Annotated in this window: 12 protein-coding genes and 1 pseudogene; 7 read left to right on the top strand and 6 right to left on the bottom strand. The window is 70.4% G+C overall.

The window, feature by feature from the left end; all coding sequences use genetic code 11:
* Positions 1–181 precede the first annotated feature (181 nt).
* The 5 genes and pseudogenes from ABC795_RS04205 to ABC795_RS04185 form a co-directional block, all read left to right on the top strand.
* The gene (locus tag ABC795_RS04205) at positions 182–1,537 is read left to right on the top strand and encodes a DUF1524 domain-containing protein (RefSeq protein WP_347059656.1); all 1,356 of its coding nucleotides are present in this window, start codon (positions 182–184) and stop codon (positions 1,535–1,537) included.
* A gap of 128 nt (positions 1,538–1,665) precedes the next feature.
* Positions 1,666–2,214: an excalibur calcium-binding domain-containing protein gene (locus ABC795_RS04200; RefSeq protein ID WP_347059655.1), complete on the top strand. Its 549-nt coding sequence runs from the start codon at positions 1,666–1,668 to the stop codon at positions 2,212–2,214.
* A gap of 20 nt (positions 2,215–2,234) precedes the next feature.
* Positions 2,235–2,957: a class F sortase gene (locus tag ABC795_RS04195; RefSeq protein ID WP_347059654.1), complete on the top strand. Its 723-nt coding sequence runs from the start codon at positions 2,235–2,237 to the stop codon at positions 2,955–2,957.
* Between the two features lie 52 nt (positions 2,958–3,009).
* Entirely contained in the window at positions 3,010–3,165 is a 156-nt protein-coding gene (locus ABC795_RS04190) for a hypothetical protein (RefSeq protein ID WP_347059653.1), read from the top strand.
* 44 nt (positions 3,166–3,209) lie between these two features.
* Positions 3,210–3,512: pseudogene (locus ABC795_RS04185) on the top strand (transposase); the annotation flags it as partial.
* 20 nt (positions 3,513–3,532) lie between these two features.
* Here ABC795_RS04185 and ABC795_RS04180 read toward each other — a convergent pair.
* Entirely contained in the window at positions 3,533–4,582 is a 1,050-nt protein-coding gene (locus ABC795_RS04180; RefSeq protein WP_347059652.1) for an IS110 family transposase, read from the bottom strand.
* Between the two features lie 201 nt (positions 4,583–4,783).
* Between ABC795_RS04180 and ABC795_RS04175 the strand changes: the two genes are divergently transcribed.
* The gene (locus ABC795_RS04175) at positions 4,784–5,719 is read left to right on the top strand and encodes an IS3 family transposase (RefSeq protein ID WP_347060682.1); all 936 of its coding nucleotides are present in this window, start codon (positions 4,784–4,786) and stop codon (positions 5,717–5,719) included.
* A gap of 343 nt (positions 5,720–6,062) precedes the next feature.
* Here the strand turns inward: ABC795_RS04175 and ABC795_RS04170 are convergent, their stop codons facing one another.
* From ABC795_RS04170 to mobF, 3 genes are all read right to left on the bottom strand, one after another.
* Positions 6,063–6,344 carry an ATPase, T2SS/T4P/T4SS family gene (locus ABC795_RS04170; RefSeq protein WP_347060681.1) on the bottom strand — a complete coding sequence of 94 codons (282 nt, stop codon included), beginning with the start codon at positions 6,342–6,344 and terminating at the stop codon, positions 6,063–6,065.
* A 36-nt stretch (positions 6,345–6,380) separates the two neighbouring features.
* Positions 6,381–7,490: a tyrosine-type recombinase/integrase gene (locus ABC795_RS04165; RefSeq protein ID WP_347059651.1), complete on the bottom strand. Its 1,110-nt coding sequence runs from the start codon at positions 7,488–7,490 to the stop codon at positions 6,381–6,383.
* 120 nt (positions 7,491–7,610) lie between these two features.
* Positions 7,611–11,264 (bottom strand): MobF family relaxase, encoded by a 3,654-nt coding sequence (mobF, locus tag ABC795_RS04160; RefSeq protein WP_347059650.1) that lies wholly within the window; start codon positions 11,262–11,264, stop codon positions 7,611–7,613.
* A gap of 589 nt (positions 11,265–11,853) precedes the next feature.
* On the opposite strand from mobF, the gene ABC795_RS04155 reads away from it, so the two are divergent.
* The gene (locus tag ABC795_RS04155) at positions 11,854–12,006 is read left to right on the top strand and encodes a hypothetical protein (protein WP_347059649.1); all 153 of its coding nucleotides are present in this window, start codon (positions 11,854–11,856) and stop codon (positions 12,004–12,006) included.
* A gap of 339 nt (positions 12,007–12,345) precedes the next feature.
* Here ABC795_RS04155 and ABC795_RS04150 read toward each other — a convergent pair whose 3' ends face one another.
* Both ABC795_RS04150 and ABC795_RS04145 read right to left on the bottom strand, forming a co-directional pair.
* Positions 12,346–12,492, bottom strand: a complete 147-nt coding sequence (locus ABC795_RS04150) for an SDR family NAD(P)-dependent oxidoreductase (protein WP_347059648.1) — start codon at positions 12,490–12,492, stop codon at positions 12,346–12,348.
* Positions 12,489–14,036, bottom strand: a complete 1,548-nt coding sequence (locus ABC795_RS04145; RefSeq protein WP_347059647.1) for an AMP-binding protein — start codon at positions 14,034–14,036, stop codon at positions 12,489–12,491. The genes ABC795_RS04150 and ABC795_RS04145 overlap by 4 nt, the downstream gene beginning before the upstream one ends.
* Between the last annotated feature and the right edge of the window lie 10 nt (positions 14,037–14,046).

The raw sequence follows: 14,046 nt of genomic DNA, 5'->3' as shown, positions 1-14,046 counted from the left end.
CGACCGGTGCGGGCCTCGCGCGAAGAAGGCGCTACCAGTCTGGGACGGGGGTATGACGGCACTGCCGCTGGCGGTTTCGGCGAACCCCTGTCGGTGGGGACCCGTAACCGCTACTTTCCAGTTCCACTTATGGGACGGGGGCCGGATGGCCGGGGATAGGTTCGCGCGTGCCTGGCGCGGTGTGGGTTGGGTCGCCGCAGGGTTCGCCTTGCTCCTTGTGATAGTCGGGCTCGCTTCGAGCGGCTTGTCCGGTGGGCTGGTCATGCTCGGCTTGGTCGGTCTGCTGGTGGCTCTGGTCGCCGCAGTCCGTGGCCGGCTGCCGGGTATCGCCAGCCGGAAGGTTGCTGGCGGGGTCGCAGGCGTCGCCGTGCTGCTCTTGGTCGTCGGCACGGCCACCGCCGCGCCCACCGACACGAGCACGGCGTCGTCGGAGTCTCAGGCCGAAGCGGAGGCCGAGGCCGAAGAGGCGGAGGCTGAGGCGCGGCGTGCGGAGGCCCGGGAGCGGGAAGCGGAGAAAGCCGAAGAAGCTGCGATCCGGGCGGCCGAGGAGTCCCTGGCGGCGGCCGAAGAGTCCCCGGTTCCGGAGGGCGCGGGAGAACCCGGCCAGCTGTCGGATGGGGCCGCAGACGTCGCCGTCGGCGGGGCCGCGCCCACCACCGCCCTGGCCGCCCTCGCCGCCATCGAGGTGAAGGGTCGGGCCCCGCGCACCGGCTACGACCGGGACCTGTTCGGCTCCGGCTGGCTGGACACCGACCGCAACGGCTGCGACACCCGCAACGACATGCTTAAGCGGGACCTGACCGGCGAGACGTTCAAGCCGGGCACCCGCAACTGCGTGGTGCTCACCGGCTCGCTCGCCGACCCGTACTCGGCTCGCACCATCCCCTTCCAGCGCGGGCAGGACACCAGCTCGGATGTGCAGATCGACCACGTGGTGGCGCTGTCGGACGCCTGGCAGAAGGGCGCCCAGCAGATGAGCGAGGCGCAGCGTAGGCAGTTCGCCAACGACCCGCTGAACCTGCTGGCCGTCGACGGGCCGCTCAACATGCAGAAGGGTGACGGCGACGCGGCGACGTGGCTGCCGCCGAACAAGGGTTACCGGTGCGCCTACGTGGCCCGTCAGGTGGCGGTGAAGGCCACCTACCCGCTGTGGATGACGCAGGCGGAGAAGAACGCGATCGCCACAGTGCTGTCCGCCTGCCCGAACGAGCCGCTGCCGGCCGGTATCGTGGTGAACGTGCCGGAGCGGGAGACGGCGCCGCCGCCTCCTCCGCCGGCGGTTGTGCCTGCGCCGCGGCCCGCTCCGGCGCCTGCTCCGCGGCCTGCGCCCGTGGTGCCCGTGCCGGCACCAGCACCCGCGCCGAGACCCGCACCGGCACCCGCGCCGCCTCCGCCTCCGCCGCCGGCTCCGTCGGGGACGTACTTCAAGAACTGCACCGCGGCAAGGGATGCGGGGGCCGCACCGGTGAGGGTCGGCGATCCCGGGTACGGCACGCACCTCGACCGAGACGGCGACGGGATCGGCTGCGAGAACTAGCCGCCCGAACGCACGAAGCGCCCCACCTCCTGCAGGAGGTGGGGCGCTTCGTGTCGGTGGCGCCCGGCCAGCGTCTGGCTTCGGGGCAGGTTGTGGTCGAGAACGGTTCCACGGGGTGCGCGTAGTTGATGACTGCTCTGCAGGTCGCTGAAGGCTGTGCGAGGGTGACGGGCGTCTCAACCAACCACAATCGGGAGAGAATCATGCGTCGTAGTACGACTGCTGCCGCTGGCATCTTCATCACCGCCGGCCTGTCCTTCGGCTTCTCGGGCACGGCCCTTGCCGATGAACACAACTGCGAAAACTACGCCACGCAGGAGGAGGCGCAGGCCTTCTTCGATGCGGACCCGAGCGACCCGGAGGGCCTGGACGCCGACGATGACGGCATCGCCTGCGAGGACCTGCCGGCCGGTGACTCCCTGCCGACCGAGCCCACCCAGTCGCCTCAGCCTGCCGACGGTGACAACGGGGGCGGCGACGACGATGACGACACGACGGACGGCGGCGGGATGACCGGCGGCCAGGTCACCCAGACGCCCACGGGCGGGGTCGCCGCCGGTGACGGTAGCGCCCTCCAGGATGGCGCTGGGATCTCGTACGTTCTCGGTGGAACGGCCCTGGCTGCCGCCGGTGGCGCGGCCTTCGCTGCTCGTCGTAGCGCCCGCACGGACGCCTGAACCGTAGGACGGTCGCACTAGTGCCCGCGCAGCATCCGCCGCCGCCCACCTCGGGCGGGGCGGATGCTGTGACGGGCACTAGTGCATCCCGGCCCTGGCCCCGCGCCACCCGCATCTGGGCGGCGGCCTCTGCTGCTTTCGCCGCCCTCGGCGTCGCAACGCTGGTCGTCCTGCCTCCGGACGCCGGCCATTCCGCCCGACTCGATCTCTCCCAGGTTGCGGTTGCACCGGCACCTGTGGAACCGGCGCTACCGGCCGATTCGCGGCACCTGTCGGCCAGTGCTCCGGTTCGGGTCCAGATTCCGGCACTGGGAGTGACCTCTCAGGTCATGGGGCTAGGCCTTGAACCGGATGGGTCCATGGAGGTTCCGCCAGGCGCCTACCCGGTGGGCTGGTACACGGGCAGCCCCACACCTGGTGAGCTGGGTCCGGCGGTGCTGGCCGGCCACGTTGACTGGGCGGGTGAACCGGGCGCCTTCTATGGGCTGCGTGAGCTGGTCCCGGGGGACACGGTGTTGATCGACCGTGCTGACGGCGCGGTGGTGACGTTCCTTGTCGATCGTGTCGAGGTTCATCCCAAGGAGGAGTTCCCGACCGAAGAGGTGTACGGGGACATCGGTGACGCCGGTCTGCGCCTGATCACGTGCGGCGGAGTGTTCGACGAGGACGCTAGGGGCTACGTCGACAACGTCATCGTGTTTGCGAGTCTTGCGGCGGTGGGTGAGCCCGCCCCAATGGGGTGACGGCCGGCGTGTACGGGTTCCGGCCCGCCCGAGCCTGGTCACCCTGGAGGGCATGACGTATCGGGCGGCCGCGGCGTTGCCGTACAACGACCTCGAGCGGGCCACCGCTGGGCTGCGCGGGCAGCTGCGGGTCATGGCCGCCACCGACCGGGCCATGCCGGACTGGACGACGCTCGCTGTCGAAGGGGACTGCCCCCGGTTGGGTTGACTCCCTGCCTGTGAGGCTGCGGCCTCGCTGGAAGGATCAGCATCGTGCCCAAGCCGTTCCCGCCGGAGTTCCGGCGTGACGTCATCGCCGTAGCCCGCAAGGGCGAGGCATCGATCTCCCAGGTCGCCCGGGACTTCGGGATCTCGGAGTCCTGTCTGCAGCGCTGGCTGAAGATCGCCGACCGCGACGACGGACTCGCTCCGCCCTCATCGGGCGACCGCGGCGGCGGGAGCAAGGACGACTCCGCCGAGCTGAGGGAGCTGCGGAAGCGCAACAAGCTGCTGGAGCAGGAGAACGAGATCCTGCGGCGGGCGACGGCCTACTTCGCCCGCGACGTCCTCCCAAAATGACGCTTCTATGCCTGGCGTCAAGCCATGCTGGTCTGGAGTTGGCGGAAGACGGACCGGCAGACGTAGCGCTTGAGGCAACGGCGAATCTCTCGGTTGCTGCGTCCTTCGGAGCGTCGGCGGGCGACGTAGGCGCGGGTGTCGGGGTCGTAGCTCATGCGGGTGCGGACGGCGATGTCGAATGCGCGGTTGAGCTGCCGGTCCCCTGATCGGGAGAGCCTGTGCCGGGTGGTGTTCCCTGAGGACGCCGGTAGCGGTGCAACGCCACCCAGGGCTGCAAATGCTGCTTCGGAGCGGATTCGCCCTCGGTGGGAGTAGGCGCAGACGATGATCGCCGCGGTGACCGGTCCGAGTCCGGGAACGTTTTGCAGGCCGGGGGCAAGCTGTTCGGTCAGCTGACGCAGCTCACGGTGATTCGTCTTGAGCGACTCGGTCTGCTCCAGCACCGCGACGGCGAGACGACGGCCTTCGCGCCTCGCGATGACCGACGCCTCCGATGAGGCGGTCCGGCTGCTGCGCCAGGCCGCGATGGTGCGGATCTGGGCGTCGGTCACGGGCTGGCGCGCGTCAACGCCAAGGTCGACGGTGCGTAGTAGCGCCGTGAGCGCATTACGGTTGGCGGTGCGCTGCTGGTCGATGATCGAGCGGGAAGCCAGCAGGATCCGCAGGGCCGCGCGGGGACCCGTCTGGCGGGGCCGAGCGAGGGTTTCGTAGTCGCGGCCGATCACCGAACGAGCAGCTGCTTCGGCATCGAGGGTGTCGGACTTGCCGGCGTGGGCGTGCGTGGACCGGGCGGCCGGTCGTACCTCGACAACGTCGAACCCGCGCTCGAGCAGAGCTGCGCTGATGCCGGCGCCGTAGGACGAGGTGCCCTCGATGGCGGCGAGAATGCTGCCCTGCCCGCGGCGGACGATCCAGCCGATCGCGCGAGCGTTGCCCGCCTTTGACGTCGGGAAGGTCGCGGTATCGACGACTGCTCCCGTGCGGGCATGCAGAAGGCAGTAGGTGTGAGTGCGGGCGTGGGTGTCGATGCCGACGACGTGCTCGACGGTCTCAGCGACGATGCTCATGAGTCTCCTCGATCGATTGCGCGGGCGGAACGATCAGCTCGGACCCGTGGAGTCGCTCAGAGACACATCTGTAATGAGTCACGCCCATCGTCGACCGATGGGCGGACAGGCTTCTAATCAAGGCATCTGGGCGGGAGGGCCGAACCTCGGCCCGTACGTGGACAGGTCATTTTTAAGACACCACCGCCAGCGGCAGGTCGGATATACCCGGAGTCACACGTACAGGCCGAGGCCCAGCGTCTCAGCCGGCCACGGGCCAGCCGCCATCCATTACAGATGTACCCGCTGGTCCAAGAGCTCGCCGCCGACAACATCCCTGTCGCGGTGACCTGCCGGGTGCTGGGCTTCTCCAAGCAGGCCTTCTACAAGTGGCAGACCAACCCGATCAGCCAGCGCGACTGGGACGACGCCCACCTAATCAACGCCGCCTACGACATCCATGCCGACGACCCGGCGTTCGGCTACCGGTTCATCGCCGACGAGCTGCGCGAACAGGGCATCGCCGCGGGCGAGAACCGGGTCGCGCGGCTGTGCTCGCAGCAGCAGATCTGCTCGGTGTTCGCCAAGAAGCGCGGCCTGAACCGCAAGGCCGGTCCGCCGGTGCACGATGACCTGGTCGACCGCGTCTTCACCGCGACCGCGCCGAACGTCACCTGGCTGACGGACATCACCGAGCACAACACCGGCGAGGGGAAGCTCTACCTCTGCGCGATCAAGGACGTCTACTCCGGGCGGATCGTCGGCTACTCCATCGACTCGAGGATGAAGGCTTCGCTTGCCGTCGCAGCCTTGCGCAACGCCATCATCCGGCGCAGCCCGGTGGGCACGACGGTGCATTCGGACCGCGGCAGTCAATTTCGCTCAACCGCCTTCGTCCGCACGATTAAGAACAACGGGCTGGTCGGGTCGATGGGCCGGGTCGGCGCATGCGGCGACAACGCCGCGATGGAGTCCTTCTTCGCGCTGCTGCAGAAGAACGTCCTCGACCGCCAGCGCTGGGACACCCGCGAAGAACTACGGCTGGCGATCATCACCTGGATCGAACGGACCTACCACCGCCAGCGCCGGCAACGCCGCCTCGGCCGACTCACACCGGTCGAGTACGAGACACTCAACCTCGCCGCTACCGCGGCCTGACCATCCCACCCGCCGAGTCAACTGAAGTCGGGGCAGTCCCGATCACTCAGGTCCCTGCTTAAGCGGGGGCTGCGGGGACACCCCTCTTCCGCCCGGGTGGCGCTGCGCCTGCAGGGTATGCCTGGCTCGCGCCTGCATTTCCAAAGAGGGGGTCAAACGAATGGGCAGTCGACGTGTTGACGTCACCGGAGACGTGTTCGTGTCCGTCTTCGACGACGGCCGCATCGAGTTGTGCTCGACGCACCACAACTTGAAGCCACTCGGGGGCAGCGGCGTGGATGCCCGTCCGGGTAGGGGTTCGCGCTACCGCTTCGTCGTGGAGCCACCAGATGGCGCCGAGCAGTCAGAGCAGAGGAGCCGGGATACCTAACTGCCCATGGACGTTCGGCGCGAAGGGTTGAGAAAGTCCCCCTCGCGCGCTGGTACGCCAAGCTATGCAGAAGGTGAGCGTCGTCTTCCCGGCCTGCGTGCCACCCGAGACCAGGATGTTCAGCCCGGAGGCGACGGCGGCCTCCAGGAACCGGGCTGCGGCTGCGGTGACTGTGCCGAGCGCCACCAGCTCGTCCAGCGAGTGCGCCTGCAGCACGAACTTGCGGATGTTGACGGCCATGTGGCGGCGGGTGATGTCGGGAATGACGCGCTCTCAGCCTATTCGCGCAGGTCAATGCAGGTATGCGACCCCCTCAGTCCGCACGGAGTCCGCAGATGGCGCGAATGCCGCGTCGACAGCCGCACGGGTTCGGGTGTCCGCGTCAGGCCACAGGTGCGAGTAGGTCCGCAGAGTTTCCGTCTCGTCCGCGTGGCCCAGGACGTGTGCCACGGTCTTCACCGACTCCCCGTAGCGGATCAGCGCCGAGGCGGTGAAGTGCCGCAGGTCGTGGAACCGCGCGGTCGGGAGGCTGGCGCGCTTGCGGAGCGGCCGCCACACCGAGTTGTTGAAGGTGTTGGCCCAGATCGGGCCGCCGGTGCGCGACCGGAAGACGAGTTCGTCCGGTCCGGCCGGGAACCCCGCCAGATGCTCGGCCAGCGCCGAGGCAACCACGTCGGCCAGCGGCACCGTGCGGATACTGCCGCGGGTCTTCGGCGGTGCAAGCTTCGGTGGCGCCCCCGGCACCCGCGTCAACTGCTCGACGACGTCCAGCTCCCGCTCCAGAAACCGGACCCTGCTCACCTTGAGGCCCAGCGCCTCGCCGAGCCGCAGGCCACAGCCGGCGCCCAGTACGACGAGGGCGCGGTACCGGTCCGGCGCGGCGTCGACCAAGGCCGCAACCTGCTCGACTGTCAAGGGGACGACCTTCTCCCGGTGCGGCCGAGGCGGAACGGTGTCCCGACACGGTGACTTGGCGAGAAACCCGTCCTCGACGGCGTCGGCAAAGATGCCGGCCAGTAGCGCCATCATCTGCCGACTGGTCGTCGGCGACAGCTTCGCCTCGATCGCGCGACGAAACGCGAGCACCTGAGTTCTCGTGACTGCCGACAGTCGCTTGTCCCCGAACGCGGGCAGCAGATGATTCCTCAGATAGGAGTCGTAGGCCCGTCGGGAGGAGTCGCGCAGCGGCTGCGCCGGCAGCCACGTCTCGACATAATCACGGAAGGTGCTCCGGCCCCTCTTCGGATCAACCCAGTCACCGCGCACCAACGCCGCAGTCTGTTCGTCGAGCCACCGCTGGGCGTCGACCTTCCGCTTGAAGTGCCGGGCGTGCTCCTTGCCGTTCTCGTCCCGGTACCGCGGCCGAAAGGTCCCGTCGGGTCTCTTCGCGATCGACGCCACCGCTCATCGCCTCCCTGGTCCTGAATCTGGCCATGGCCAGCACAGTCTCGGCTCGTCTGCTGACCCGAACGCTGACACCGCGAATCGGATTTGTCTGCCGACTCCTGCCACCCTGGGGATTCACCGAGGCGTCCCCAGGCCCGCGTCGGGATGGAGTGCGAGCCGTCGGACGTCCTCGGGGCGCGGCGGTCGGACGACCAGTTGGGGTGGCGCCGACGGGGAGGCGGGTGTCTGGGTGGTGGCGAGCTCGGGGTCGTGGTGGGCCCGCCAGTGGTTACGCGCTCTGGCTAGCTGGTCGGCCGGCTGGGCGAGGAGAGCCGGCTCGGCCGTCAGTCGCGCGATGCGAGCTCGGATGGCGGCCAGTTCGGTGCGGTCAGCGGCGATGTCCCGGTCGGTGTCGGCCAGCCGCTCCGCCGGGTTGAAAGTCCAGGCGAGAGATCCGAAGCGGGCGAGCCGCTCCTCCTGCTGACGGCGGACATCGGCCACCGCGGCTCCGGCGTGCCGGTGGGCCTCCTGCGCGGTGGCTGCGGTTGCGCGCAGCTGAGCGTGCTCCGGGTGGGCGTGTTCGGCGTGGTGGCGGGCGTAGGAGTCGAAGGCGGTCCACAGCCGCGGTCGGTCGTCGGACCGGTCAGCCAGGCGCGCGATCTGCTGCGGGTCTGTGGGCATCGCCGGCAGGTAGGGCCGCCAGGCGTCCGCCCAGTCGACCAGCTGCTCGCCGGCCCGGTTCACCGCCGCCCGCCGAAGCCGGAGCCGGCCGGGACCATCGAGCACGACCTGCCCGGCGTCGCGGGCGGCGTTACGCCCGGTGTCCCAGCTGCCGAGCAGCGTGTCGCGGATCCGGTCGATCTCGGCGGCGACGGCCGCGCCGCTGGCGTCGGCGCGCGCCGTGGCGTGCCGGGCGTCGATTCCCGTCTGCCGATAGGCATCCGTCAGTGCGGCGGCCTGGTCGGCGTGGGCGGACTCGAGCGCGACGATCTCGCGCAGCGTGTCCCGGCGCGGCAGGTCGCGGGCGAGCCGGTCCAGGCAGCGTTGCTCGGCCGTCCACGCAGAGTGCAGGTCGGCGAGCGCCTGCTCCAGCGGGCGCTGCGGGGCGTAGCGGGCGGCCTCGGCGGCGGCCAGCCGGGCGGCGTGTGCCGGGCCGAGGTCGGCGCGGTCGCGGGCGAAGACCGCCAGCCACTGCTCCCGCGCCGCGGCGGGGTCGGCGGCGACGAGGTGGGCGGTGTTGGCCTCCCTGCCCCGGGTCATTCCGACGTAGGCCGCCGCGGCGCCGGTGTCCTCGCCGACCACCAGGTGCGCGGCGGTCACGGTGTCGCCTTGGGTGCCGTGCGCGGTGGTTGCGTAGGCCAGTTCCACGTGCGTGGTGACGTAGTGGGCGGGCAGCATCCGCGCCCCTGTCCCGGCCGGGGGAACGGCGGGGGTGACAGATGCGCGCACGCCACCGGCGGGGGTGACAGGCGGTGTGCCGTCGGGGGTGACGAGCAGCCCGCCGTCCCGGTCGACGCCGGTGACCGTCCACACGTCGCGGTTCGCGACCTGCAGGTCGCGGTCGTTGCGGCGGGTGGCGATCCGGTCGCCGACGCCGATCCGCTCCCCGGCCCCGGTGACTACCGCCGCGACGTCGTCGACCCGGCCGTCGGTGACGAGCCGGTCCCGGATGGCGGCATTGAACACAGCAGCCTGCTCGCGTGTGGCGGCCACCACGGCCACCCGCTCGCCCGCGGTGTAGTCCTCGGCCGCGCCGGCGGCGAGCGCCTCCCGCAGCGCCTGCGCGTCGGGGTGCAGCCGGATCTGCCCGCGAGCCAGCAGCGCGTCGAACACCTCCCCGGAGTTCTTCCCGGCGCGCATCGCCAGGGTCAGCTCGGCGTAGTCGGTGTCCGGTGTGGTGCGGCCGGTGGCGTCGGTGCGGGTGAACCGGTGCACCCCGACCAGGGTCAGGTGCTCGGTCGGGTGGACCTGGGCCGCGGCGAGGTCCAGGACGCCACCGCGCCCGACCGCCGCCAGCTGATGCCGGTCACCGAGCAGCGCGACGTGCACCTGGCACTCGTCGGCGATCGTCAGCAGGGCCCGGGCGGTGTCCTGGTCCAGCATGCCCGCCTCGTCCACGACGAGGAGGTCACCGGCCCGCAGCCGCGCCCCGTCAGTGGGCCCGGCATACGCGCGGCCGGTGACCGGGTCGGTGTGGCCGACGGGCAGGCGGGCCCACGCGCCGTCGCCGTTCCAGCGCCAGCCGTACTCGAAGGCCAGCCGGGCCGCCGACCCGGCGACCGCGCCGACCTCCGCGGCGGCGACCTTGGCCGCCTTCAGCGTCGGGGTGACGACCACCAGCCGGCGACCCTGCTCGGCGAGCAGGGTCCTGGTGGCGGCCAGCGCGGTGGTCTTGCCGGCGCCCGCCGCACCCTCGATCACGACCAGGCGCCGCGGGCCGGCCAGCGCAGCGACCGCAGCTGCCTGTCCGGCATCCAACCGCGTGGCACCCACCGCGGCGTCGACCGTCAGGTCGGTGCCCGGGACGCCGGCCCAGCGCTCAGTGGCGCGGGAGGCGAGGCGGGCGGTGAGGTCGGCCTCGACGGCGAGCACCGGGCTTGAGGTCCAGGCCCGGATGTGCTCGGGCACCCCGGCGCGGTCCAGCAGCGGCACGCAGCGGGACAGGGTGCGGGCGGTGAGGTCTTCGGCGAGCTCGATGCGCACCGCCGGGTCGGTGACGATGCCGACGGCGGCGAACAGCTGCTCGACCTCCCCTCGTATGTCGGCGGCGCTCCACGCCGACCGGGCGGCGCCCAGCCGGGCCAGCACCCGCTCCACCGCCTGCTCCCGGTCCAGGCCGCCGACCGCGGTGGGTGTCAGGTCGGTGGGAACATTCCGGTCGCGGTAGCCCAGCGCTGCCAGCTGGGTCAGCCACCGTGCCGTGAGGTCCTCCCCCGGCTGTGGCAGCACCTTGTCCGGGCGGCCCTGCGCCCACGCCCGGGCGTCCCAGGAGCGGCGCAACGCCGGGCCGGGCGATTCGCCGGGATGCGCCGCGGTCCATTCTCGTTCGTAGTTGTCGATGTTCCGGGCGATCTGCGCGGCTCGCGCGCTGAAGGCGCCCACGAAATTCGCGAGCTGCCGTATCTCGCCATCACCATTCAATGCATATCCGTGGGCGGCGAGCGCGGCCCGGAATTGCGGGTCACAGGCGACCGCCGCGTGCCCGATACCGTTGATCGCGGCGAGTGAATCGCGGACGCCGACGGTGTGCAGACCGCGCCATTTCCCGGCCGCGAACACCCGGGCGAGAATCTGCAGGTGCAGATGGCGGTGCGGATCCCCGGCCCGCGACGTGTAATGCGCCACCGTCACCGCCTCGGCCACCTCCACCGGCACCTGCACCTGCCCGCCGCGCGGACCGACCCGGGTAGTGGCGTGCTGCCCCAGCCAGCCGATGATCTGCTCGGCCGCCCGGGCTTGGGCCGCGTCATACGCCGCCGCGATGTCCGGATGCAGGGCGGCCGCCAGCGACCACGTCTTCGGGCCGTTGACCACCACCTCGACGAACCGAACCGCATGCCCGTCACCCCGCAGCTGCCCCCGCGGCTCGCCGGTGCCCGGGTCACAGCCGGCCACCCACGTCTCGTAGGCGTCGCCGGTCAGCGGAGCCAGCTCGGTCACCCGCCCCTCAGTGACGCTGAACCGGCGGGCCACGCCGGCGCCCTCGGTGAGGTAGTAGTCATCCGCCCGGCCCCGGTCGGCCTCCACGTACTGCCGGGCAGCCGCTGGCGCGCCGGCGTAGATCTTCATCCCACCGTGCATTCTCAACGCCACCCGACAATGACCAACAAGTCGCCCCTGCAAACGGCAATGGGCCCCGCGAAGCGGGGCCCTACCTACCTCCGAAGGTAGCATGCGTGCCGTCTTGAAGGAAAGGTCTGGCGTTTTGAAGGAAAGGTCTGGCGTCTTGAAGGAAAGGTCTGGCGTCTTGACGGACAGGTCCGGCGCGCATTCAGAGGGTATGAGATTCGACGCCATGTGGAGTAGTTGATTCGGGAGCAATGGGAGCGGTTGATTGCAGTTGAGCGATGAGAGAAGGGATGCTGCGATCAAAAGCGTCGGGTCGTTCAGTTGCGCGCAGCGCCCGCGTGCAGTTCACCGTCCGTCCCCCGCGTTGACACGTGTCCGGTGTCGAGCCTGCGCCAGGAGCCTGTCGATGTCCGCGTGGCGGTCGCGGCGGATGTCGACGCACTGTTCGAGGTTATTCGCAACGTTGTCGCCAGTGGCGGTGCTGAACCTCGGGCCGGGCTGGCTGCCCGCAAGGCGTTCGTCGAGGACTGGGGCGGCTGGCAGGGCGAAGGGGGTTCGCATCGGGAGCCCGCGAGTCCAACCCGACGACGTGGCAGAGCGCATCAATGAGCTGTGCCAGGGCGGCGCGACGCAAACCGCGATCGCCGACCAGCTCAACGCGGAACGCGTGCCCACCACCCGTGTCGGCGACCGCTGGTGGCCGTCCTCGGTGCGAGCCGTGCTCCACGGCCAGACTGGGTGACGACCTTGCTGGCGGCGTACGCGGCCTGCGGTGCATAGGACTTCACCAGGGCCAGGAGGCTGGCCATGTTCACGATGCTGCTCCCCGGGCTTCTGACCCGGGCGGCGGACTGTGCCATCCAGTAGGCGCCCATGAGGTGGGCCTTGACGACACCGCCGAACTGAGCCGGGGTCTCACGCAGGGCCGGTACAGCCGTTCCTGCACCGGCCTTGTTCACGAGCACGCCGAGTGCCCGAAGTGCGACACAGCAGCTTCAGCCGCATCGCTGCAGGCCTGGGGGTCGGTGACGTCTCACCCGATGGCCAGTGACCTCCCGCCGATGCGGGCGATCGCCTCCAGTCAGTCACGCCGACGCGCGGCGAGCACCACGTCGGCGCCTGCGCCCGCCATGGCGACCGCGAATCCGGCGCCCAGCCCCGAGCTCGCGCCCGTGACCAGGGCCACCTTGCCGGCGAGCGAGAAGCGATCGAGGACCGACGGGGTCACCTATCCGTCCCCAACGCGACGTCACGGAGCATGTTCTTCTGGATCTTCCCGGTGGAGGTACGGGGCAGGGTGGTGAAGGCGATGCGCCTCGGGACCTTGTAGCGCGCCAGGTGCGCACGGACGAACTCCACGAGCTCGGCCTCGGTGACGTCTGCACCCGGCCGCGTGGTCACGAAGGCGACTGGAATCTCGCCCCACTTCTCGTCAGGAACGCCCACCACCGCGCTCTCCACCACCGCGGGGTGCTGATCCAGCGCACGCTCCACCTCCACGGAAGCGATGTTCTCGCCACCCGAGATGATCACGTCCTTCAAGCGGTCGGCGATCTCGACGTAGCCGTCGGGATGGAGCACCGCCAGGTCACCGGTGCGGAACCAGCCGGCGATCTCCGCCTCCGCCGTGGCCGCCTCGTCCCGGTAGTAGCCGAGCATGACGTCGTTCCCCAGGACGACAAGCTCACCGACGGTCGTCGCGTCCGCGGGGACGTCGATGCCCGAGGAGTCGACAACCCGCAGCGGACTGGCGATGATGTTCGGGATCCCCTGACGCGCCTGACGTGCGGCAGTCGCTTCCTCGTCGAGGGCGTTCCATTCCGGCTGCCACTGGTTGACCACCACCGGCCCGAACGTCTCGGTCAGACCGTAGAGATGGGTCACCTCGATGTTGAGCCGACTCATGCGCCGGAGCAGCGCCGGCGTCGGCGGGGCGCCACCGGTGGTGGCCTGCACCGCCTTCTCGAGCGGGCCGGCTGCCGGGTGCTCCGCGATCATCGTCAGGACCGTGGGTGCTGCGCTGAAGTGGGTGACGTCCACGCGCAGCTGCCGCCAGATCTCCTGCGGATCCACCGATCTGAGCGCCACTTGGGTACCGCCCGCAGCGATGACCGCCCACGGGAAAGTCCAGCCGTTGCAGTGGAACATCGGAAGCGTCCACAGGTACGAGGAGCCCGGATCGAGCCGAGCGTGATAAGCCATCGCCAGCGCCTGCAGATAGGCACCGCGGTGGTGGTACATCACTCCCTTGGGTCGTCCGGTCGTGCCGCTGGTGTAGTTGATGGCCAGTAGGGCCCGCTCGTCGTCCACCTCGATCCGGGCAGGGGTGGCGGTGGCGAGTTCGCGCTCGTAGTCGGTGTCCGCGCCGTCGCCCTCAAGCAGTTCGATGCCCAGGTCCCGGCTCAGCTCGGTGCCACGGTCGGCGAACTCGCGAGTGACCACCAGCAGTCGGGCGCCCGAGTGCTTCAGGATGTAGCGGAGTTCCTCGGTGGTGAGCCGGATGTTGAGCGGGACCAGGACTGCCGAACGCAGCGGCACCGCGTGGTGCAACTCGAGCATGACGTGCGAGTTGGTGCACAGGGCGGCGACGCGGTCACCGGTGCCGACGCCGCGGGCGGCGAGCACACCGGTCAAGGCATCGACGCGGCGCGCCAACTGGTGATAGGTGAGCGTGACGTCCCCGTCGCGCACCGCCGGGCGATCCGCGAACACCGCGGAGGCCCGGTCCAGGAAGCGGGTCGGAGTGAGGGACAAGAAGCTGGTCACGGTCATCGCAGGGCCC

Source organism: Blastococcus sp. HT6-30, from assembly GCF_039729015.1.
Lineage (GTDB): Bacteria > Actinomycetota > Actinomycetes > Mycobacteriales > Geodermatophilaceae > Blastococcus.
Note: the sequence above shows the minus strand (reverse complement) of the source record. Positions and strands in the feature narration are given on the sequence as shown.

Coding starts and splice junctions, on each gene's coding strand:
- ABC795_RS04200 (WP_347059655.1), top strand. CDS start 1,666: ATGACTGCTCTGCAGGTCGCTGAAGGCTGTGCGAGGGTGACGGGCGTC.
- ABC795_RS04190 (WP_347059653.1), top strand. CDS start 3,010: ATGACGTATCGGGCGGCCGCGGCGTTGCCGTACAACGACCTCGAGCGG.
- ABC795_RS04180 (WP_347059652.1), bottom strand. CDS start 4,582: ATGAGCATCGTCGCTGAGACCGTCGAGCACGTCGTCGGCATCGACACC.
- mobF (WP_347059650.1), bottom strand. CDS start 11,264: ATGAAGATCTACGCCGGCGCGCCAGCGGCTGCCCGGCAGTACGTGGAG.
- ABC795_RS04145 (WP_347059647.1), bottom strand. CDS start 14,036: ATGACCGTGACCAGCTTCTTGTCCCTCACTCCGACCCGCTTCCTGGAC.